The sequence below is a fragment of the Bradyrhizobium sp. ma5 genome (genome assembly GCF_042258955.1).
GTDB lineage: Bacteria > Pseudomonadota > Alphaproteobacteria > Rhizobiales > Xanthobacteraceae > Bradyrhizobium.
In genome coordinates this window covers 7,876,720-7,897,495 of the sequence record NZ_CP170156.1, presented here as the reverse complement: position 1 = coordinate 7,897,495, position 20,776 = coordinate 7,876,720, and the positions used below count along the sequence as shown (strand labels likewise).

Genomic DNA, 20,776 nt, shown 5'->3' with positions numbered 1-20,776 from the left:
AACCCTGTGGTCGCGGAGGCGCCTTGCAGCGGCCGATCAGGGCCGCTTCATGTTGCAGGTGGTCGGAAGCATCGTTTTGTCGGTGTCGATCTTGGAGACGATGTGCCAGCCCCAGCCGGTGTTCTCTTCGTCGAACGGCTCCTTGGCCTTGTCGGTCAGCGAGCCGAACGAGGAGATGTAGATCGGCTGGAAGAACTGGTGGTCGTCCTTGCGCATGAAGCCATCGCCGCCGTCGAACACTTCGAACTTCATGCCCTCGAGGGCGGCGGCGACTTTCACCGGATCGATCGAATTGGCCTTCTCCGCGGCGGCCTTGAACATCCGCATCTCATTGACAGCGCGCGGATACCACACGGAAATGCCGGTCTTGGCGCGGAAGTCCTTCTCGAAATCCATCGCCGCCTTGTTGCCGGAGTTCGGCACGCCTTCGCTGATCTGGAACACCTGGTTCTCGAGGCCGGTCTGCTTGATCGCGGTCGGCCCACCGGCGCCGCCGGCATAATAGGTGTACCAGTTGACCTTGAGGCCGGCATCGGCCGCGGCCTTCAGCAGCAGCGCGAAGTCCTGGCCCCAGTTGCCGGTCACGACGGTGTCGGCGCCGGACGCCTTGATCTTGGCGATGTAGGGCGAGAAGTCGGTGACCTTGAGCATCGGGTGCAGTTCGTCGCCGACGACCTGGATGTCCGGCCGCTTTTCGCCCAGCATCTTGCGCGCCGCGGTGCGCACCGACTGGCCGAACGAGTAGTCCATGTTGATCAGATAGACCTTCTTGATGGACGCCTGGTCCTTCATGTAGTTGGTCAGCGCTTCCATCTTGATGTCCGAGTTCGCATCCCAGCGGAAATGCCAGTAGCTGCACTTCTCGTTGGTCATGCTCGGATCGACCGCGGCGTAGTTGAAGTACAGCACTTCCTTGCCGGGGTTGCGCGAGTTGTTCTTGGTGACGAAGTCTTCCAGCGCCGCACCGACCGACGAGCCGTTGCCCTGGGTGATGTAGTGGATGCCGGCGTCGACCGCCTTCTGCGCCTGCACCAGGCTTTCCTGCGGATTGGTCTTGTTGTCGAGCGGGACGATCTCGACCTTGTGGCCGAGGATGCCGCCCTTGGCGTTCAGCTCGTCGGCGAGATACTGAAACGTCTTCAGGCCGCCTTCGCCAACGCTGGCGCCGCCGCCGGAGAGCGGATCGATATAGCCGATCTTGATGGATTCCTGCGCGGACGCCGCGCCTCCCAACACCGTCAGCGCTGCCGCGGCGGCAATGATCAGCCTATGCATTCTGCGTTCCTCCCTTGCTCGTGTTTTGATTGATCTTAAGCGATCGAGGCCGTCTCATAACCCCAATTGCAGCGCCTTCGCAACTTTCGCTTTGAATTTGGCGTCAAGTTTTAGTGGAAGGTAGTATGATGTTATAGGCTATATGGCTTCGGAATTGGTCGCTGTTTTGAATTAGAAGTAAACTTTTGGATGAGGCCGGCGTTCGCCCGCCCGCCCAGCATTCTGGAACCGATGCTCAGGTCGGACGCCGGCGCGGCTTGAGGCCCGCGAGAAACAACCGCGCGAAATGATCGGCGATCTCTGCCGGAGACCAGTCGCGCCTGGTCTTGAACCAGATCGGATACCAATGGCCCATTCCGGTCAGAATGCGCTCTGCGAAGTAGGTATCGATGCGGCGGAAGCAGCCCTCGTCGATCCAGCACTGATAGCTGTCCTGGTCCTGCCGGATCGTCGCCAGCACGTCTCCGACGTAGGCTTTCCGGTCGACGTCATTGAGATAGTTGATGTTGTGGTAGGTCGCCTTCGGACCGCAGGGCGTGTCGTGCAGCATCAGCAGAAGGCGGATCCTCTGCACGATGTGATCGAATGCGCCGAGGCTGTGCCGTTGCAGGTGCTCGCGAATGCTGATCTCGCCGGCGAGCCCGCGCCGCAGGCACGCCAGCAACAGGCTCTCCTTTTCACTGAAGTGATAGTAGATGCCGGCGCGGGTCATGCCCGCATCCACGGCGATGCTCTCGAGCGACGTGCCTGACGCGCCCCTTCGGTTGAAGCTGTCGGAAGCAATCGAAAGCATCCTGTCGAACTTCGCGGCCCGCTTGTTCAACGCCGCACGCGACTCCAGGAACGGCGCAAGGCTGAGCGGTTCGGGTATCTCGGGAACCGCGATCTCGCGCCGGTAAACGCCATGCGTGATGATGTCATCGATGGCATCGATCGCCTGCTGGCGCGTATAGTAGTCGCGTTCGGACAGCCAGAACGGCACCCAATCCAGAATGGAGATGAGCGCCACCGCGGTGAGCAGCGGTTCGTCGCAGGTAATCGAGCCGTCCGCCACGCCCCGATCCAGAATGTCCGCAAGCCAGGCGGCATTCTGCCAGCGCTTGGCATGGACTTCGCTGCTGTAGGGCGCAGCCAGCGCATCGATATCGGTGAACAGGATCATGCGCTGGGCTTCGGACCGCAGCCTGCCGCGCACAAAGCGCCTGACGATCTCGAGCCCATCGATGCCGGGCTCGGCGGCCGCCTCCATCTCGCGCCTGTAGATCGCGAGGCCGCGCAGGTAGCAATGAAAGATCAGGTCTTCCTTGTCGCGGAAGTGATGATACAGCGCGCCCGGCACGGCCTGTACCGCCGCCGCAACCTGCTCCATCGTGACATTGGCATAGGAGTGGCGGGCAAACAGCCGGGATGCAGCGACCAGAATCTCTTCAGCTCGATCCGTCAGCGCAGCGACTTGCAAGCTCCGATGCCCTTTCCGGTTGCCGGATGCCAATCCAGACGGGAGATAATCCTCTCGGCGTGGGACTTTCAATCGCCGATTTGATCCGACCAACGTCCTATCGCGTGATCCGGAGCAAGAGATCATGACGCGGCGGCGCGCATCATGATCCCGTCTCGTTGGATCAGCGCGATCCCGACACGGTCTGCTGCGTCGCCATCTACTCCTGCGCAAATGCCTTGTCGAAGAAGGCGGGCAGATCCTTGCGCAACTGCGTGAGCAGCACCTCGCGATCGAAGCCGGGTGGATCTGCCGCGGCGTCGCCATCCAGGGTCTGGATCGGTGTGCCGGGGCGGTCCATGAAGGCGAAGTGCCACGCGTTGGGGATCATGTGAAATTCGGCGTGCGGCACATTCTGTGCGATCCACTCGGCATGGAACCGCGGCACCAGCCAGCGGTCGCGTTCGGCGGCATAGACCGCGGTCGGTATCTTGATCGCGGCGAGCGATGCGGCGGTGAAGAACACGCCGGCCGGTGCCATTGCGACCACCGCGCGCACGCGCGGATCGGTCGCCGTCGGCAGCAATGTCGTGGCGGGCGGTGATTTGGAGCTGCCCCCCATGCTGCAGAACAAGGGATCGTCCTTGCTGTCGATTCTGCAATGCTCGCCGATGCGGGACAGGTCGACCTGGCCGCCCGCCAGCGCGATCACGGTGTAGCCGCCGGCGGAGTGTCCGACCGCCCCGATACGCGGACCCTGCACGTCGGTTGCAATCTTGTCCTTCCATTCGGGGTCGGCCAGCAGCGCATCGATCACCCGCGACGCCTGGCGTGGACGCTCGGTGAAGAATGTCCCCGGCGGCTGCTGCCAGATCGAATGATCCTCCCAATTGTCGCCGGGATGCCGCAGGGCCGCGACCAGATAGCCGTGCCGGGCCAGCGCCTCCGCCAGGCTGGTATGCCCGAGCTCGGAGCCGCCCGTCCCATGGCTGATGATGATCAGCCCCTTGACCTTCGCGTCTGGCGGCGCCCCGATCGCCGCCCGGACCGTGGACGGCCCCATCGGGATGGCGCGGGCCGGCGTTTGGGTCGGGTAATAAAGTGCGACGGGGATCGCCGTCGGATTGGTGGCGGAGACCGGGATCGTGATCTGGCGCCAGCCCGCCTCGGTCGCCTCGGCCGCGGAGGGGGGCATCAGGACCGGGAGGGCCAGCAAGCCAAGACAGGACCAGAGGCAGGAGCAGAGCAGCGGAAGGCGAGCCGCCGGAACCAACGAAAATTTCATATGCGAGTCCTCGAATGATCGACCGTCCGGCTGCTATAGGAAGGGGCGGTCTCGGGTCCACGTCCACTTCGCGAACGGCAGTTCTTATTCGCCAATGACCATCACCGAGCTTTTTCGCCAGGATTCAATGGCCTTGCCGCGGCGCCACGCCGCGCTGGTGCTGCCTGTGGTGACCGGTGTCGGGCTCGCGATCGTGGGCGCGTTCGGCACCTATGTCGGTATGGGGTTGCTGACGCGGCTGGTCCATTTCGTTGTGGGCGCGTTGCTGATCACCACCCTGGTCATTGGCGTGACGGCGCTGGTGCGGCGCTATCTGTTCTCCGGCGCCGAGCCGCTCTGGGCCGCGATCGGCGTCGCGGTGGCGGTTGCGCCGGCCGGCGGCTGGATCGTTCAACAATTGTTATGGCTGCTGGCGCCGCAGGCACTTCCCTTCGTGACTTACCGCGACCTCACCCTGCAGGTGCTGTCCATCAACCTGTTCCTCGGCCCGCTGGTCTGGGCGGTCCGGCGGGTGCACGTCGGAGCCACCGATCCTGCCATCGCCCCGTCACAGCCGACGTCCCCGCTGGCCACAGCTTGCTCGTTCCGGTCGAAATTGCCGTTTGCGCTCCGCAGCGCGGCCATCCTGTCCCTGAGCGCGGAGGACCATTATGTCCGCGTGCGCACCGATCGTGGTGAGGCCCTGATCCTGATCAAGCTCGCCGATGCCGTCGCAGCCCTGGGCCCGGAAACCGGGGTGCGGATCCATCGGTCGCACTGGGTCGCCCACACCGCCGTCCGCGGGCTGACGCGTCAGTCCGGCCGGCTCGGCGTCCGGCTCGACGACAATCTGGTGCTGCCGGTGAGCCGCGCCGGACAGAAACTACTGCGTAATCAGCAGGATAGAATGCCGCTCGGCGCCTAAGCCGACCAATCCGCATCATCGCGCCAAGGCGCTTGGCCAGATCGCCGGAACATCGTAAGACAAGTATCTGGTATACCACGGACCGCCGGCAAGAGGTCCGGGATTGGTCTTGAGAGAGGAAACATGGCGCGCAACATTCTGATCCTTGGGGCTTCCTACGGCTCCCTGCTGGGGACCAAGCTTCTGATGGCGGGGCACAACGTGTCCCTGGTGTGCCGGAAGAACACCGCTGATCTGATCAACCGCGACGGCACCGAGGTGCGCATCAAGCTGCGTGACGAGAAGCAGCATCGCTCGATCTTCTCGCGCGACCTGCCGGGCAAGCTCGACGCCGTCACGCCCGCCGAGGTCGACGTGTCGCGCTACGACATGGTCGGCCTTGCGATGCAGGAGCCGCAATACACCAACCACACGGTTCGCATGCTGATGATCAAGATCGCGGCGGCGAAGCTGCCCTGCCTCTCGATCATGAACATGCCGCCGCTGCCGTATCTGAAGCGGATCCCCGCGCTCGCCGGCATGGACCTCGAGGAAGCCTACACCAACGCGCAGGTGTGGGAGCGCTTCGAGCCGGGCCTCGTCACGCTGTGCTCGCCGGATCCGCAGGCGTTCCGGCCGCCGGAGGAGAAGGCCAACGTGCTGCATGTCGGCCTCCCGACCAATTTCAAGGCTTCCGTTTTCGCCGACGACAAGCACAACAAGGTGCTGCGCGAGCTCGAAGCCGACATCGACGCGGTGACGCTCGACGGCCAGGACGTTCCGGTGAAGCTGAAAGTGTTCGATTCGCTGTTCGTGCCGCTGGCGAAATGGTCGATGCTGCTGACCGGCAATTATCGCTGCATCACGCCCACTGAGCCGCAGTCGATCCGCGACGCCGTCCACGGCGATCTGACGCGATCGCAGGCGATCTATGACCATGTCGATGGCATCGCGCGCAAGCTCGGCGCCGATCCTGCCGATCAGGTGCCGTTCGCGAAATACGCCAAGGCGGCGGAAAGCCTGCTCAAGCCGTCATCGGCGGCCCGAGCGGTCGCCGCTGGCGCGCCGTTCATCGAGCGCGTCGATCTCTTGGTAAAGCTGATCTCGCACCAGCTCGGCACGCCGAGCGCCGAGATCGACCGCACGGTGGAGACCGTCGATCAGAAGCTGAACGAGAAGATCGTGCAGGGCGGCTCGGGCGCCCAGTAACGGGAACGCACCTTGATGGCGGGGGCGGGAAGCGCCCTCGCCATGCGTCGGCGCTCGGCAAAGCGCGCAATCGCAGCTACCGAACGCATGGCTCGACTTGTTCAGCTGAGGTAGGCTCGCACGAGATTTGCGGTTGGGAGCCACCGACATGCCGATCAAATCGCTTCCTCTCCTTGCCATCTATGGCGACCTCGATCGCGCGCGCGACATCATGCGCGCCTGGCAGCCGCTCGACCATCTTTCCCCCGACGATGCCGAGATCGTCGTGAAGGCGATCGCCGAAGGCATCGCGCGCGGGCGCCGGCACGGCCTCGAGATGGGGCAGTGCCATTTGGCGGCGTAGGATTGCGAACATGGCGTTCGGGTATCGGAACCTATCCTCGTGAGGTGAGCGCGCTAAGCAGGCTCCCTCCCCCCTTGTGGGGGAGGGTTGGGGAGAGGGGTGGCCCCGGGCGAGATGATTGACGAGGGCTCTGACCGCGCAATCGTGTTCGCATGTCGCCGCAACGAATTCGGAGAGAGCACGTCGTGTGGCACCCCTCTCCCCAACCCTCTCCCACAAGGGGAGAGGGAGCCCTCCTCGCGGTGGCTCCCTTACACGCCGCTAACTCTGCTGCTTCACGGCCAAGATCGTCACCGCGCGTGTCCGGTGGCTCGGGGTCTGGAAATCGATCGTCTGTCCGACTGAAAGCCCGATCAGCGCGGCGCCGACCGGCGTCAGCACCGAGATCCGTCGCAGCGCGATGTCGGCTTCGTGCGGGTACACCAGCACGACTTCCCTGACGTCGCCGGTCTCGTCGTCGCGGTAGCGCACGCGCGAGCCCATGCGGACCACGTCGGGCAGTTCGGAATCGTCGGCGACGACCTGGGCGCGGTCGGTCTCGCGGGCGAGGAACTGGGCCACGCGGGGAAACACCGCCATGCTGGAATCGGCCAGCGCGCTGAGGCGATGCGCCTCGCTCGCGGTGATCACGATCGGCGGCAATGCGGGAGCGGTGAAGTCGTTCTGAATGGTTCGGGTCATGTCGGATGATCTTTGCGGTTGGTCGCAGGCGCGGCGACGCCGTCGCGCGGATGTCTGACGCGACGCGACGGAGCGAATGATTTCGATGAAGCGATGATTTTGACGATGACGAGAATCCGGACGGCGCGCGATCGCCGGCCGGCTAAGTGCCTGCGTGCAGACGTCCAGCGCGCAAACCGAAGCGCGCAATGCGGGTGTCGATGCTCAACATGTCGATCATGGCACTATCAACATAGCCGCTCATGACGTTGCATCCATTGCGGCGAAAGCGCGCATGCGCGTGCCGCGGAACGACGCGACATCGCCGCAACGGCTTTGCGTCAGGGCTGGCCGATGCCGGTGAGGCCGAGCACCGCGCCGGCGGCGAGCGCGAGCAGCGGATGGATGCGGGTCGTGGTGGTCGCGATCGCGACCATGGCCGCGATCAGGATGGTGCCCCAGCCCGAGGTCGACGAATGGGTGATCACGATGGCGCTGGCGGTGACGAGGCCGGCGGTGACCGGAACGAGCCCGGCCTGCACTGTGCGGCGCCACGGCCGGTCCTTGAAGCGTTCCCAGAGCCGAAGTGCGAAGCCGGTGACGAGCGACGATGGCCCGAACTTGGCGAGCGAGGTCACCAATACGCCGGAGAAACCGGCGACATGCCAGCCGACCAGCGGGACCACCATCATGTTTGGCCCAGGCGCGGCCTGCGCCAGCGCGAACAGCGCGCCGAATTCCTGCGCCGTCATCCAGTGATGGATGTCGACCACCTGGCGCTGCATCTCCGGCAGGATGGTGTTGCCGCCGCCGAACGCGAGCAGCGACAGCTCGGCGAAGATCAATGCGAGCGTGACCAGGGTTGCCGTCATGACGCCTGCCTCGATCGGAGGAAAATGCTGAGCGGCGCGAGCGTCAACAAGGTCGGCAGCAGCGGCAATCTGAACACCGCGATCGCGAGCACGCAGAGCGCGCCGATGACAAGCCCGAGCACATCGCGCCGCAACGGCCAGGCGATCTTGATCGCGGTCGAGATCAGCAGCCCGGCCGCCGCGGCGGCGAGGCCGCCGAACAAATGACGCACTACCGGGTCGTCGGCAAAGCGGCCATAGATCACGCCGAGGCCGATCACGACCGCGGTCGGCACCGCGATCAGGCCGAGGATGGAAGCGAACGCGCCGGGAATGCCGCGAAACTTCAGCCCGACCGCCACCGACATGTTGATGATGTTGCCGCCGGGCAGGAACTGGCAGAGCCCGAGCAGGTCGGTGAACTCGGCGCCAGTCAGCCAGCCGCGTTTCTCCACCATCATGTGCCGCGCCAGCGGCAGCACGCCGCCGAAACCGGTCAGTCCGAGAATGAAGAAGCCCGTGAACAACTCGCCGATATCAGGTGCGTCATGCTTGGCGGTCTGTGCGGCGGGAGTGGCGTCCATCGGCGAGCGGGCTCCGGTTCGTTCGTTGTTGAGCTGAGTTTAGTTGGCCGCGTGCCAAATATCCAATATATGGATAAGGGAATTTGCATATCTATTGCATATGGATCGCCCTGATGATCGAGCTGCGCCATCTCCGCTATGCCGTCGCGGTCGCCGAGGAAGGTCACATCACCCGCGCCGCCGCGCGGCTCGGCATCCAGCAGCCGCCGCTGAGCCAGCAGATCCGCGCGCTGGAGGCCGCGATCGGCGCGCCGCTGTTTCGCCGACAGCCGCGCGGGGTCGAGCTGACCGCCGCCGGCCGTGCCTTCGTCGGCAAGGCGCGCGCGATCCTGCGCGATACCGAGCTCGCCGTGGAAGCCGCGCGCCGCGCGAGCCGCGGCCAGGAAGGGCAGCTTGCGATCGGCTTCACCTCGTCGGCCGCCTTCCATCCCTTCGTCACCGGCGTGATGCGCGAAATGCGCGAGCGCGCGCCGGCGATTACGCTGTCGTTGGAAGAGGCCTCGACCGGCGAGCTGATCGAAGCCGTCGAGGCCGACCGGCTCGATGCCGCATTCGTGCGCTCGCCGAGCGAGCGGCTGGCGAACCTCACGATCACGCATCTGCTCGACGAGGAGATGCTCGTGGCGCTGCCCGATCATCATCCGCGCGCCCGCAAGGACCCGCGCCGGCGGATCTCGCTGGCCTCGCTCGCCGACGAGCCGCTGATCCTCTACCGCCGTCCGACCGGGCCCGGCCTCTACGACAGCATCATCGCCGCCTGCCGTGCAGCGGGCTTCAGCCCGAAAGTGGCGCAGGAGGCGACGCGGATGGTGTCGACGCTGAGCCTCGTCGCGGCGGGGCTCGGGATTTCGATCGTGCCGGAATCGATGGCGCGGCTGGAGACCGCAGGCGTATCCTATCTCCGCCTCGACCGCGCCACCGGCCTCGTCGCGCCGCTCGCACTGGCGCGCAAGAAGGGCCCCGCCGCCGGCACGCTCGGCCGCCTGCTCGGGATCGTGGCGCGACGGGTGAAGGACCGGGCCGCCGTTTGACGGAGTGTCGCGCAACGTAGCTGCGCGTCAACGTAGGCGCCGCGGATGGCGTGGAATGTGGGGAGTTTGGCGAACGCGCGCGTCGGGGCGCGGCTAGATAGCTGCCATCGAACCCTGATGCCGACGCGTCGATCGCAACAGCTCGGTTGCGTCCGGCGGCCTCGGGTTCAATCACCGCAGTGAAAGGCAGTTCAATGGCACGTTTTCCTGTCCATGCGATCGACTCCGCCCCGGAAGCCTCGAAGGCGGCACTGCGTGACGTCGAGGCGCGGTTTGGCATGATCCCGAACCTTGCGGCGACGATGGCGACGTCGCCGGTGCTGATCCAGAGCTTCATCGGCATCTTCGACAAGGTTCACGGCGGCAGCTTCACCGAGCAGCAGATCCAGACCGTGCTGCTCACCGATGCGGTGACCAATGGCAGCACCTGGGCGGTCGCACTGCATTCCGCGCTCGGTTTGCAGGCCGGGCTCGATCCTGAAGATGTCGACGCGATGCGTGCCGGCCGCTCGCCTGCCGACAAGACCCTCGGTGCGCTCTCGACGCTGGCGAGGTCGCTGATCGAAAAGCGTGGGCGGCTCGACGACGAGGAGATCGAACGATTCCTGGCGGCCGGGTTCTACAAGGATCTCGTGCTTGAAGTGATTACCATCGTGGCGGCATCGACCATCACGAATTACACCGGCAGCGTGACCAATCCACCGCTGGAGGCGGGATTGCAGGACCATGCCTGGAATGGCTGAATTGACGCTGCACTCCCTCTCCCCGTTCTTACGGGGAGAGGGTTGGGGTGAGGGGCCGTCTCCGCGAATACGGCGATAGTTGTGTTCGCGGAAGCTCCCCCTCACCCGGAGCGCATCTAACGATGCGTTCCGACCTCTCCCCGCAGGCGGGGCGAGGTAAAGCGGAGTCCTTCGCTAACGTCATCATGTCTCAGCGCGCAAACCTGGCGCGGTAATCCTGCGGTGTGGTCGACAGCACGCGCAGGAAGCTGCGGCGCATGGTCTCCTCGGACCCGAAGCCGCAGCGCTGCGAGATTCGCTTGACCGGCAGGCGCGTCTCCGAGAGCAGGTGCCGGGCGCCCTCGACCCGCAATCGCTCGATCGCGCGCGCCGGCGTCAACCCGGTTGCATCGGCGTAGTGCCGGCTGAAGCTGCGCTCGCTCATGCCGGCTTGTTTCGCCAGCGTCGAAAGCGAGAGGTCGTCGGCCAGATGGCCGCTGATCCAGTCATGCAGCGCGCCGAACCTGTCGTCGGTCGTCTGTAGCGACAGGATTTCGCTGAATTGCGCCTGGCCGCCGGGCCGCTTGAAGAACACCACGAGATAGCGGGCGACGGCGAGCGCTGCCGCGCGGCCGAGGTCTTCCTCCAACAGTGCCAGCGCGAGATCGATGCCGGAGGTGACGCCGGCCGACGTCCAGAACGATCCGTCGCGCACGAAGATCGGATCGGACTCGACACGAACATCGGGAAAGCGCTCGGCGAGTTCTGAACAGAATTGCCAATGGGTCGCGGCACGACGGCCATCGAGAACGCCCGATGCGGCGAGCAGGAACGCGCCGGTGCAGACCGATGCGGTGCGGCGCGCCTGCCCGGCGCGTCCGCGTACCCAGTCCACCAGGGCGCGATCGGCCGCCGCCGCGTTGACGCCGTCGCCGCCCGGAATCACCAGCGTGTCGACCGCTGTGCTGACGGCGGGCAGCGGGTGCACCGCGAGCCCGACACCGGCCGATGCTTCGATCGTGGGCCCGTCCTTGGCGACGACGCGGACCTCATAAGGCTCGGCGTTGCCTGCCCTGGCCGCCAGCGCGTTGGCGGAAGCGAACACCTGCAAAGGCCCGGTGACGTCGAGCAACTGCACCGCCGGATAAGCCAGCACTTCGATTAGGCGGCGGCCGTTTGGCGAGAAACGTGGGCTGGTTGGCGTCATCGCCGAAACCTGCCGCGCTAGATTCGCTTTGTCCATAGCGCAAAGAAAGTTCGAGGGAAGTTCGATGATTGCTCACGATGTCCACTTGCGGATCGGATCACTGTTGTTCGAAGGCGTCGATCAAATCGATTTGACCGGACCGTTCGAGGTGCTGTCGCGGATTCCGAATTCGACCTACCGCATCTACGGCAAGACCGCCGAGCCCGTCCGCGACATCAAGGGATTGCGGCTGACACCGGATGCGACGCTGGCTGAGGCGCCGCCGCTCGATGTGCTGCATGTGCCGGGCGGTTTCGGTCAGCAAGCCCTGATGGAGGATGCGGAAGTGCTCGGCTGGATCAACCGGCAGGCGGCGGGGGCATGCCGCATCTTCTCGGTCTGCACCGGCGCGCTGATCTGCGGAGCGGCGGGCCTTCTGAAGGGGCGCAGGGCGACGACGCATTGGGCGTCATTTCATCTGCTGCCGTTCTTCGGCGCGACGCCGGTGAACAAACGCGTGGTGGTGGACGGAAGCTTTGTCTTTACCGCCGGAGTCACGGCAGGCATCGACGGCGCATTGCGGCTCGCGGCTGAATTGCGCGGCGACGATGCCGCGCGCGCGATCCAGCTCTATATGGTGTATGCGCCGGAGCCGCCGTTCGACAGCGGCACACCGGAGACCGCGCCACCCGAGATCCTGCAGCAGTCGCGCGAGGCCGTACGCACGATCACGGCGCAGCGCGAGGAAACCGCACGTCGCGTGGCTGCTAGGCTGGGCGTCGTCGTGGGAGCTTGAGCCCGGACTAATTCCCCGGCTCGAAGCTGCAGTCGGCGCCGCCGCCGGCCTTGTCCTTGATCACGGCGGGATCGAGTGTGCAGGATAATTTCGACAGTGCCTCGTAGATCGTCCCGGCGGCGCCGTCGCCGGGAACGCCGGCGAGCGCCACGGTCGCGTAGATCGCGTTGGCTTCGCGGCCCTTCACGGTGTGGGTCCTGCTGCCGAAGGTCAGCGCGCAGGAGCGCGAGGTGATGTCGACATTGCTGGCGCGGCAGACGACCTTGTCGGCGGTGACGGTGATCTTCCTGTTGGTGCGGACATTGCTGTCGCCGCCAAAGAACGCGGCGACCGCCTTCTTCTCCCTGGCCGGCAGCGGCGAGTAGGGCGCCACCACGCCGGCGAGCGCCAACGCGACCGAGCCGGACGTGGTCGCGGGCGCGGCCCATGCGGCGGACGAGGCCAGCGACAATGAACATGCGAGGATCGCCAATCGGTCAAGCCTCATTCCAACTCTCATTCTCGTCTCCCGAAGCTGCGCTTTCCGCGACGCGAAATCGCTAGCATGTCTGACGGCGCGCATGGGTGATGCCGTTCACATGCCATTCTGCAACTTCACGTGAGGCCGCTGCGCGCACAGGGCAGGGCGGCCCCGCGTGGACCCGCTTGCACGATCGCGCCATCGGCGTCACAGTCCGCTGCGCGGCAGCGGTGCCGCCAACAACCAAGACAAGAATTTCACTTCGAGGAACGCCATGGCGGCCACGCGCATCGACTGCGACATCCATCCCGCGGTGGGGGGAACGCGCACCACGCTGCTGCCGTATCTCAGCGATCACTGGAAGGAACAGGTCGTCAGCCGCGCCATCGATGGGCTGGATCTCAACTCCTATCCGCCGTCGATGCCGCTGTCGGGCCGCGCCGACTGGCGGCCGGCCGACGGCCGCAAGCCCGGCAGCGATCTCGTCATGGTGCAGCGCGGCGCGTTCGACCAGCTCGGCGCCAGCCACGCGATCTGCAACGTCGTCTATGGCGCGCAGGCGGTGTTCGATCCCTACATGGCGGCGGACTTCTGCAAGGCGATTAACGACTGGATCGCGGCCGAGTGGCTTGCCAGGGACACGCGGCTGCGCGCCTCGATCGTGGTGCCGATCCAGGCACCGGACCTTGCGGTCGAGGAGATCGAGCGCCGCGCCGGCGATAACCGCTTCGTCTCGGTGCTGGTGCCTTCGCAGGGCGAGATGCTGCTCGGGCGGCGGCACTACTGGCCGATCTATCAGGCCGCGGAGAAACACAAACTGCCGATCGCGATCCACGCCGGCAGCGCCTACCGCGGCGCGCCGAGCTCGATCGGCTGGCCGTCCTATCGTTACGAATATTACCTGGCCGAAGCGCAGGCGTTCCAGGCGCAGACGCTGAGCCTGATCTATGAGGGCGTGTTCGGGAAGTATCCGGGCTTGACGGTGGTGCTGATGGAGTCCGGGGTGAGCTGGCTGCCGGCTTTCATGTGGCGTGCCAACAAGACCTGGCGCGGCGTGCGCGTCGAGGTGCCGTGGGTGGAGCGCGAGCCGGCCGCGATCATCCGCGACCATTTCCGCGTCACCATGCAGCCGTTCGACGCGCCGATGGATGCGACCGGTGTCGCCGACATCATCGACCAGATCGGCTCCGACAAGATGTTCCTGTTTGCATCGGATTACCCGCATTGGCAGTTCGACGGTGACGATCCAGTCCCGCCGCATCTGCCTGATAGCCTCGTCAAGCGGATGTGCGAGGACAACCCGTTGGAAACCTTTCCGCGCCTGAAGCTCAACTCGTAGTTCGCGCGCATGATCCGGAAAAGTGGGAACCAGTTTTCCGAATAGATCATGCGCCAAACAAAATGGAGGATCGCATGAGTGACGTCATCGACCGCCCGATGCTCGATCAGGAGACCACCGCCGCGACGCGGCTCAAGATCATCGATTGCGACATCCATCCGAGCATTCATGCGCACAGCGATCTCAACGAGTTCCTGCCGAAGCGCTGGCAGCAGCATCTCAAGGAATACGGCAGCCATCTGCGCACGCCCTATATCGGTACCACGCCATACCCGCGCTCCTCACCGCTGATCGCGCGGCGCGATGCGTGGCCGCCGACCGGCGGCGTGCCCGGCTCCGATCTCGATTTCATGCGCAAGCAGCATCTCGATCCGTTCGATGTCGAGTTCGGGATCCTGCAGGTGCTCGACCTCTTCATCTTCTCGCAGCAGAATCTGGAATTCGGCGCCGCGATCCAGCGCGCCATCAACGACTGGCAGCTCGCCTTCTGGGCGCACCGCGATCCGCGCCTGAAGGCCTCGATCCTGGTCGGGCAGGACGGCTCCGACCTCGGCTTCGCCGAGATCGACCGCTGCGCCAAAACCGGTGAGTACATCCAGATCAACGTCTCGCCGCGCGCCAACGAACCGCTCGGCCGCCGCCGCTACTGGCCGATCTACGAGCGCGCGCAAGAGCTCGATCTGCCGCTCGGTATCCATGTCGGCGGCTATGGCGGGCATGCGCCGACCGGCGGCGGCTGGCCGTCCTATTATTGCGAGGAGCATCAGTCGAACGCGCATACGGTGGCCTCGAACCTCACGAGCCTCGTGCTGGAAGGCGTTCCCGAACGCTTCCCGAAACTGAAGATCGTGTTCATCGAGGGCGGCTTCGGCTGGATCCCGGCGACGATGTGGCGGATGGATCAGCATTTCGAGCGCTTCCGCAGCGAGGTGCCGCATCTGAAGCGCAAGCCGAGCGAATATGTGAAGCAGCATTTCTGGTTCACGACCCAGCCGATCGACGAGCCAGATGAAGCCAGGCACCTGCGCCAGCTGATCGAATGGGTCGGGATCGACCGGCTGCTGTTCTCGTCGGACTATCCGCACTGGGACTATGACGACGCGCGCTACGCCTTCAAAACGCCGCTGACGGAGGCCGAGCGGCGCAAGATCTTCAACAGCAATGCCCGCGCGGTTTACAAGTTCTAGGATTCCGATGGCCCGTCACATCGTCGCGCGCACCAGTGAGATTCCTGCCGGCGGCAACAAGGTGTTCGACCTCGAGGGCCGCGACATCGTCGTGTTCCACGTCAATGGTGAGTTCTTCGCGCTGCTCAATCGCTGCCCGCATGAGGGCGCGCCGCTGGAGAAGGCGGCCTGCGTCGCGCGCCTGACCTCGCCGGAGCCCGGCATCTACCAGCGCGACCGTGTCGGCGAGATGCTGCGCTGTGCGTGGCACGGCTGGGAATTCGACATGCGCAACGGCCAGTCCTGGTTCGATCCCAAGCGATTCAGGATCCGCTCCTATCCGGTCGCGGTCGAGAGCGGCGCCGAGTTGCAGAAGGGTCCGTATGTCGCCGAGACGTTTCCGGTGCACATCGAGGACAACTACGTGATTGTCGAGCTGTAACGGGCTGCCGCGTGCCCTATCATGACGGGCGTTATTGCGACATCTGCAATAATGAAGTTCCGTCGGCGATCATTATAATATCCAATGCAATGGGCCACCTTGAGGTCGCGGTCGGGATAACCCCGTCCACGACATCAGGAACGGCACCATGAAGCTTTATCACTTTGCTCTCTCCGGCCATGCGCACCGCGCCCGCCTGTTCATGTCCCTGCTGGGCATTCCGCACGAGGTGGTCGACGTCGACCTCAGGTCCGGCGCGCACAAGACGCCGGAATTCCTCACGCTCAATCCGTTCGGCCAGGTACCGGTGCTCGACGATGACGGCACTATCATTGCCGACTCCAACGCGATCCTCGTCTATCTCGCGACCAAGCTCGGCCGCACCGACTGGCTGCCGCAGGATGCGAAGGGCGCCGCCACGGTGCAGCGCTGGCTGTCGGTTGCCGCCGGCGATCTCGCCTTCGGGCCCGCCGCGGCGCGGCTGATCACGGTGTTCGGCGCGAAGTTCAATCCGGACGACGTGATCGCGCGCGCCCACATGCTGCTGAAGCGGCTCGAAGCCCACCTTGCCGATCGCGACTTTCTCGTCGGCACGCAGCCGACGATCGCTGATGTGGCGCTCTACAGCTATCTGTCGAGTGCGCCCGAGGGCAATGTCGATCTCTCCGCCTATCCGCGCGTCAACGCGTTCCTGCGCCGGATCGAGGCATTGCCGGGCTTCGTCCCCTTTGCCAAGACGCGCGCCGGTCTGGCGACCGCTGCGTGACATGTCGACCGGGCGTGCCCGCGGGCGCGCCCGTCCAACCCCGCAGGGGAGGGCGATGCGATGAGCGACAGGCGAACCAAGAGCAAGCTCGCGACCTGGCATGCCGGCGAGATGGCGATACAGCAGAAGGTCGGCGTCGCCGAGAAGATGGCGGCCGTCGGCCAGCGCGCGGTGCGGGACTTCATGCCCGACCAGCATCGCGATTTCTTCGCGCAGATTCCCTTCATCGTGGTCGGCAGCGTCGACCGCAGCGGCGACGTCTGGGCCTCGCTGCTGGCCGGCCGGCCCGGCTTCATCGCCTCGCCGACGCCGCGCAGCCTTGAGATCGATGCACGGCCCGACCCCAGCGATCCCGTCAGCGAGGGCATGCGCGAGGGCGATGCGATCGGATTGCTCGGAATCGAATTGCACACGCGGCGTCGTAACCGTGCCAACGGGCTGCTCCGTGCATCGTCAGGCAAGGCGCTGAGCTTCGAGCTCGACCAGAGCTTTGGCAATTGTCCGCAATATATCCAGCTGCGCGATTTCACGTTCGTGCGGGAGCCGGCTGAATCTTTCAAGGGAGAGATTGAGGAAAGCACGACGCTCGATCAGGCCGCGCGCGACACGATCAAGGCGGCGGATACGTTCTTGGTGGCGTCCTATGCCGAGCGCGAGGATCGTCGCCAGGTCGACGTCTCGCATCGCGGCGGCAAGGCCGGTTTCGTTCGTGTTGCCGCCGACGGCACGCTGACGGTCCCCGATTTCGCCGGCAACCTGTTCTTCAACACGCTCGGCAACATCCTCGTCAACGGCAAGGCGGGGCTGCTGTTCGTCGACTTCGAAACCGGCGACATGCTGCAGCTGACCGGCGATGCCGAGGTGATCCTGGACTCGCCGGAGGTCGCGGCATTTCAGGGCGCCGAACGGCTCTGGAGCTTCCGTGCCCGCCGCGTGGTGCGCAGGCGCGGTGCGCTGCCGCTGCGCTGGGCGTTCCGTGCCGAAGGCTGGTCGCCGAATGCCTTGATGACCGGCGACTGGGCGCAGGCCGCCGACCGGCTCCGCGCGGCTGAACGCGCGACGCAGTGGCGCCCGTTCAAGGTCACTAGGATCGTCGACGAGAGCCGCTCGATCCGCTCGTTTCATCTGCAGCCGGACGATGGCGCGGGGCTGCTTCCGCACCGGGCCGGACAGCATCTGCCGATCCGCCTCGCACTGCCCGGCTCTGAGAAGCCGGTCATTCGCACCTACACGCTGTCGGTCGCACCGTCGGACGGCATGTACCGTATCAGCGTGAAGCGCGACGGCCTGGTGTCGCAGCATCTCCACGACACGATCCATGTCGGCGACATCATCGAGGCGCGGACGCCGAGCGGCGGCTTCACGATCGATGCGCGCGAGAAGCGGCCCGCGGTGCTGCTTGCCGGCGGCGTCGGTATCACGCCGCTGCTCGCGATGCTGCGCCACGTGGTCTATGAGGGCCTGCGCACCCGCGGCATCCGGCCGACCTTCCTGTTCCAGGCTGCGCATGCCAAGGAGGAACGCGCGTTTGGCGACGAGTTGCAGCAACTGGCCGAGGCCGCAGGCGGCGCAGTCCGGATCATCCGCGTCCTCGGTGACGTCGATGGCGCCGAGCAGGGTGTCGATTACGACGCCGCGGGACGGATCGACATGGCGCTGCTGTCGCGTGTCCTGCCGTTCAACGATTACGATTTCTATCTGTGCGGCCCGCCGCAGTTCACCCAATCGCTCTATGACGCCCTGCGCGGCTACAACATCGCCGACGGCAGGATTCACGCCGAGGCGTTCGGTCCATCGTCGCTGGTGCGGAAGCCGGACGTGGCCACGACAGTGCCGCCGCGCCGGCCGCCTGCGACCACGCCGGTCCCGGTCGCCTTCACCGCATCGATGAAGGAGGCACGCTGGACGCCGGAATCCGGAACGCTGCTCGAACTGGCGGAGGAACGCGGTCTCAGCCCCGCGTTCAGCTGCCGGGAAGGCAATTGCGGAAGCTGTCGAATCCCATTGCTGGCGGGCGCCGTGACCTATCTGAAGGAGCCGACCGCCGAGGTGGCTGACGACGAGGTGCTGATCTGCTGCGCCGTGCCGGCGAAGCCGGATGGCGACGGCGAAGGGCGGGTGCAGTTGGATCTTTGATCCGCGGCGTTCGCCGACCACGCGACGTCTTCGTTGACGTTCAGCCCATGCTGCCCGGCATGAAGCAACGCGGCCGCGGGTGGCCATCGAGGTAATACGGCCAGACCATGGTGCGGCCGGCGCGGTTCGGTCCGGCGACGACGGCTTCGTCGGGAACGTCAACCCACTCACCCTCGAGGCGGACGCGATAGTGACCGTCCTTGGTGTCCCAATCGGCATCGTCGACGCGCTGCGCGTCGCTGCCGTCGCAGCAGCTTCCCTTGCCGCTGTGCAGGCTCTCGTACCAGCCGTTCAACTCGGGATGCTGGTGATCATGGGCTTGCACTGGGCCGAGCGCCGGCAGCGCCAGCAGGCCGGCCATGGCAATAAGCGTCGCACGCCAAAACGGTTTGTTCATCTGATCCCCAGATCCGGACGGCCCAGCAGCCAATCCGGACATGGTCATCGCACGCGCGACATCAATAAGATGATGGGCGACATATATTCACATTCGTGCGAGGGCGCGGTGTGCCGCCGGGGTTCAGGCGAGCAGGCCCATTACCTGGTCGATCACGGCCTTCACCCGTTTCGAATCCGGCCTTTGATGCGCAAGCGCCAGCAGGCCGGCATGCACCACCATGATGGTGTGCGCAGTGACGTCGGGATCGAAACCCTTCCTGAATTCGGCGCGATCGGCGCGCAGCCGCGCGCGCAGCAGCTCTTCGAGCCGCCGGTTGTAGCGTTCGATGCTCTTGCGGAGCTCAGCCTGATCGAGCGAGCCGTCGGTCGCGGAATTGATCGACAGGCAGCCGCGCTGTCCCTTCTCGCCCGAGCAATAAGGGATGAAGCCGGTGAGCCATTGCCTGATCGTCTCGCGGGCCGGCACAGGCTGTGCCAGGGTGCGCTCGGCCCAGCCCAGGATGCCGTCGTGATAGCGGTCGAGCACTTTCAGGAACAGCGCGTTCTTGTCACCGAACGCCGCATAGAGGCTGGGCTTGGCGACGCCGCTCGCGGCCGTGATCTCGTCGAGCGAGGTCGCCTGAAAGCCCCTCTGCCAGAACACCTGACGGGCGATTTCCAGGACGTCATCCGGATCGAAGCTGCGCGGCCTTGCCATATCGCTGTTTTATGTACTCCCCCGTCGGATGTGAAGCCTTCACCTTGCCGTGAAGGCAATCCGGGCCATTGACGTCATTCTTATTCTGTACTTAGTAGTACATAACAAAATCGGGAGTTGCTGCCATGAAGGCTGTTCAGGTCGTTGCGTTCGGACGTGCTCAGGATGTGGTCAAGCTCAATGAGGTGCCCGACGTCGGCAGTCCGGGCCCCAGCGAGGTTGTGGTCGCGGTGGAGGCCGCGCCGATCAACAACTCGGATTTCATGATCATCGCCGGGCGCTACGGCTATCTGCCGACGCCGCCGGCGACGCTCGGGATCGAGGGCGTCGGGCGGGTCGTCGCCGCGGGATCGCAAGTTAAGAACCTCAAGGTCGGCGATCGCACGCTGATCCCGTTCACGGTCCCGACCTGGACCGAACGCGTCAAGTTCACGGCGTCGTGGCAGCGGCCGTTGCCAGAGAAAGCCGATATCCGGCAACTCTCGATGATCGCGGTCAATCCGGCGACCGCCTATCTGCTGCTGACCGATTTCGTGAAGATCCCGCACGGCGGCTGGGTGATCCAGAACGGCGCGAATTCGGCGACAGCGCGCGCCGTAATCGCCGTCGCCAAATCGCTCGGACTGAAGACGGTCAACGTCGTCCGGCGCGAGGAGGTCGTCGACGAGGTCAAGGCGGTCGGCGGCGATATCGTTCTGGTCGACGGGCCGGATCTCGCCAAGCGCGTCGCCAAGGAAACCGGCGGGGCGCCGATCCTGCTGGCGCTCGACGTCGTCGGCGGCACGTCAGCCTTGAACCTGATGAACTGCCTGGCGCCGAAGGCGGTGCTCGTCATCTACAGCGCGATGAGCGGACAGCCGTTCTCCGGCTCGGCCTTGAGCGTGATCTTCAATGAAGTATCGGTGCGCGGCTTCTGGCTCGGCCATTGGGGCAAGACCGCAACCGACGAGACCCTGACCAGGATGTACGACCACCTCGTGCCGATGGTCGCATCCGGCGCGATCAGCGCGCCGGTGGTCGGGAGCTATGGCCTCGAAGGATTCCCGGAGGCCATCGCGCAGGCGGCAGCATTCAAGGGCAAGGTCATCTTCACGCCGAACTAGCGCGT

General features: G+C 65.2%; 22 protein-coding genes. 12 read left to right on the top strand and 10 right to left on the bottom strand.

Translation table 11 applies throughout. From position 1 onward, the window contains the following. Positions 1-36: 36 nt before the first annotated feature. The 3 genes from ACE103_RS37250 to ACE103_RS37240 form a co-directional block, all read right to left on the bottom strand. Positions 37-1,275 carry a branched-chain amino acid ABC transporter substrate-binding protein gene (locus ACE103_RS37250; protein WP_223966933.1) on the bottom strand — a complete coding sequence of 413 codons (1,239 nt, stop codon included), beginning with the start codon at positions 1,273-1,275 and terminating at the stop codon, positions 37-39. Positions 1,276-1,510: 235 nt separating this feature from the next. After that, entirely contained in the window at positions 1,511-2,734 is a 1,224-nt protein-coding gene (locus ACE103_RS37245; RefSeq protein WP_375777063.1) for a TetR family transcriptional regulator, read from the bottom strand. A 199-nt stretch (positions 2,735-2,933) separates the two neighbouring features. Next, complete coding sequence (locus ACE103_RS37240) at positions 2,934-3,998, bottom strand: alpha/beta hydrolase family protein (protein WP_375777062.1); 1,065 nt, start codon at positions 3,996-3,998, stop codon at positions 2,934-2,936. 94 nt (positions 3,999-4,092) lie between these two features. On the opposite strand from ACE103_RS37240, the gene ACE103_RS37235 reads away from it, so the two are divergent. The 3 genes from ACE103_RS37235 to ACE103_RS37225 all read left to right on the top strand — a co-directional run bounded on the left by ACE103_RS37235 (position 4,093) and on the right by ACE103_RS37225 (position 6,433). Then, complete coding sequence (locus ACE103_RS37235; RefSeq protein ID WP_375777061.1) at positions 4,093-4,902, top strand: LytTR family DNA-binding domain-containing protein; 810 nt, start codon at positions 4,093-4,095, stop codon at positions 4,900-4,902. A gap of 123 nt (positions 4,903-5,025) precedes the next feature. Continuing rightward, entirely contained in the window at positions 5,026-6,090 is a 1,065-nt protein-coding gene (locus ACE103_RS37230; RefSeq protein ID WP_375777060.1) for a ketopantoate reductase family protein, read from the top strand. Positions 6,091-6,238: 148 nt separating this feature from the next. Continuing rightward, on the top strand, positions 6,239-6,433 hold the full coding sequence (locus ACE103_RS37225) for a hypothetical protein (RefSeq protein ID WP_163162778.1): 195 nt from the start codon (positions 6,239-6,241) through the stop codon (positions 6,431-6,433). Positions 6,434-6,694: 261 nt separating this feature from the next. On the opposite strand, the gene rnk is transcribed toward ACE103_RS37225, so the two are convergent. The 3 genes from rnk to ACE103_RS37210 all read right to left on the bottom strand — a co-directional run bounded on the left by rnk (position 6,695) and on the right by ACE103_RS37210 (position 8,528). Next, positions 6,695-7,114 carry a nucleoside diphosphate kinase regulator gene (rnk, locus tag ACE103_RS37220; protein WP_375777059.1) on the bottom strand — a complete coding sequence of 140 codons (420 nt, stop codon included), beginning with the start codon at positions 7,112-7,114 and terminating at the stop codon, positions 6,695-6,697. Between the two features lie 320 nt (positions 7,115-7,434). Continuing rightward, entirely contained in the window at positions 7,435-7,965 is a 531-nt protein-coding gene (locus ACE103_RS37215) for a chromate transporter (RefSeq protein ID WP_375777058.1), read from the bottom strand. Next, on the bottom strand, positions 7,962-8,528 hold the full coding sequence (locus ACE103_RS37210) for a chromate transporter (protein ID WP_375777057.1): 567 nt from the start codon (positions 8,526-8,528) through the stop codon (positions 7,962-7,964). The genes ACE103_RS37215 and ACE103_RS37210 overlap by 4 nt, the downstream gene beginning before the upstream one ends. Before the next feature lie 116 nt (positions 8,529-8,644). Between ACE103_RS37210 and ACE103_RS37205 the strand changes: the two genes are divergently transcribed. After that, on the top strand, positions 8,645-9,559 hold the full coding sequence (locus ACE103_RS37205) for a LysR family transcriptional regulator (protein ID WP_375781264.1): 915 nt from the start codon (positions 8,645-8,647) through the stop codon (positions 9,557-9,559). 194 nt (positions 9,560-9,753) lie between these two features. Beyond that, on the top strand, positions 9,754-10,302 hold the full coding sequence (locus tag ACE103_RS37200; protein ID WP_375777056.1) for a carboxymuconolactone decarboxylase family protein: 549 nt from the start codon (positions 9,754-9,756) through the stop codon (positions 10,300-10,302). 190 nt (positions 10,303-10,492) lie between these two features. Here ACE103_RS37200 and ACE103_RS37195 read toward each other — a convergent pair whose 3' ends face one another. Next, positions 10,493-11,488, bottom strand: a complete 996-nt coding sequence (locus ACE103_RS37195; protein ID WP_375777055.1) for a GlxA family transcriptional regulator — start codon at positions 11,486-11,488, stop codon at positions 10,493-10,495. Between the two features lie 64 nt (positions 11,489-11,552). Here ACE103_RS37195 and ACE103_RS37190 point away from each other — a divergent pair, with 64 nt between their 5' ends. Next, positions 11,553-12,263: a DJ-1/PfpI family protein gene (locus ACE103_RS37190; protein WP_375777054.1), complete on the top strand. Its 711-nt coding sequence runs from the start codon at positions 11,553-11,555 to the stop codon at positions 12,261-12,263. 7 nt (positions 12,264-12,270) lie between these two features. On the opposite strand, the gene ACE103_RS37185 is transcribed toward ACE103_RS37190, so the two are convergent. After that, entirely contained in the window at positions 12,271-12,750 is a 480-nt protein-coding gene (locus ACE103_RS37185) for a hypothetical protein (protein WP_375777053.1), read from the bottom strand. 247 nt (positions 12,751-12,997) lie between these two features. Between ACE103_RS37185 and ACE103_RS37180 the strand changes: the two genes are divergently transcribed. The 5 genes from ACE103_RS37180 (at position 12,998) to ACE103_RS37160 (ending at position 18,572) form a co-directional block, all read left to right on the top strand. Continuing rightward, complete coding sequence (locus ACE103_RS37180; RefSeq protein WP_375777052.1) at positions 12,998-14,062, top strand: amidohydrolase family protein; 1,065 nt, start codon at positions 12,998-13,000, stop codon at positions 14,060-14,062. Between the two features lie 74 nt (positions 14,063-14,136). Continuing rightward, entirely contained in the window at positions 14,137-15,249 is a 1,113-nt protein-coding gene (locus tag ACE103_RS37175; protein WP_375777051.1) for an amidohydrolase family protein, read from the top strand. A 7-nt stretch (positions 15,250-15,256) separates the two neighbouring features. After that, positions 15,257-15,670, top strand: coding sequence for a Rieske (2Fe-2S) protein (locus ACE103_RS37170; RefSeq protein ID WP_223966957.1), 414 nt, complete (start codon positions 15,257-15,259; stop codon positions 15,668-15,670). A gap of 148 nt (positions 15,671-15,818) precedes the next feature. Next, on the top strand, positions 15,819-16,436 hold the full coding sequence (locus tag ACE103_RS37165; RefSeq protein ID WP_375777050.1) for a glutathione S-transferase family protein: 618 nt from the start codon (positions 15,819-15,821) through the stop codon (positions 16,434-16,436). A gap of 60 nt (positions 16,437-16,496) precedes the next feature. Further along, a complete protein-coding gene (locus ACE103_RS37160; protein WP_375777049.1) occupies positions 16,497-18,572 on the top strand; it encodes a pyridoxamine 5'-phosphate oxidase family protein in 2,076 nt (691 codons plus the stop codon). A gap of 40 nt (positions 18,573-18,612) precedes the next feature. Here ACE103_RS37160 and ACE103_RS37155 read toward each other — a convergent pair whose 3' ends face one another. Next, complete coding sequence (locus ACE103_RS37155) at positions 18,613-18,969, bottom strand: hypothetical protein (protein WP_375777048.1); 357 nt, start codon at positions 18,967-18,969, stop codon at positions 18,613-18,615. Positions 18,970-19,092: 123 nt separating this feature from the next. After that, positions 19,093-19,668 (bottom strand): TetR/AcrR family transcriptional regulator, encoded by a 576-nt coding sequence (locus ACE103_RS37150; protein WP_375777047.1) that lies wholly within the window; start codon positions 19,666-19,668, stop codon positions 19,093-19,095. 125 nt (positions 19,669-19,793) lie between these two features. Here ACE103_RS37150 and ACE103_RS37145 point away from each other — a divergent pair, with 125 nt between their 5' ends. Beyond that, on the top strand, positions 19,794-20,771 hold the full coding sequence (locus ACE103_RS37145) for an MDR family NADPH-dependent oxidoreductase (RefSeq protein WP_375777046.1): 978 nt from the start codon (positions 19,794-19,796) through the stop codon (positions 20,769-20,771). Positions 20,772-20,776 lie beyond the last annotated feature (5 nt).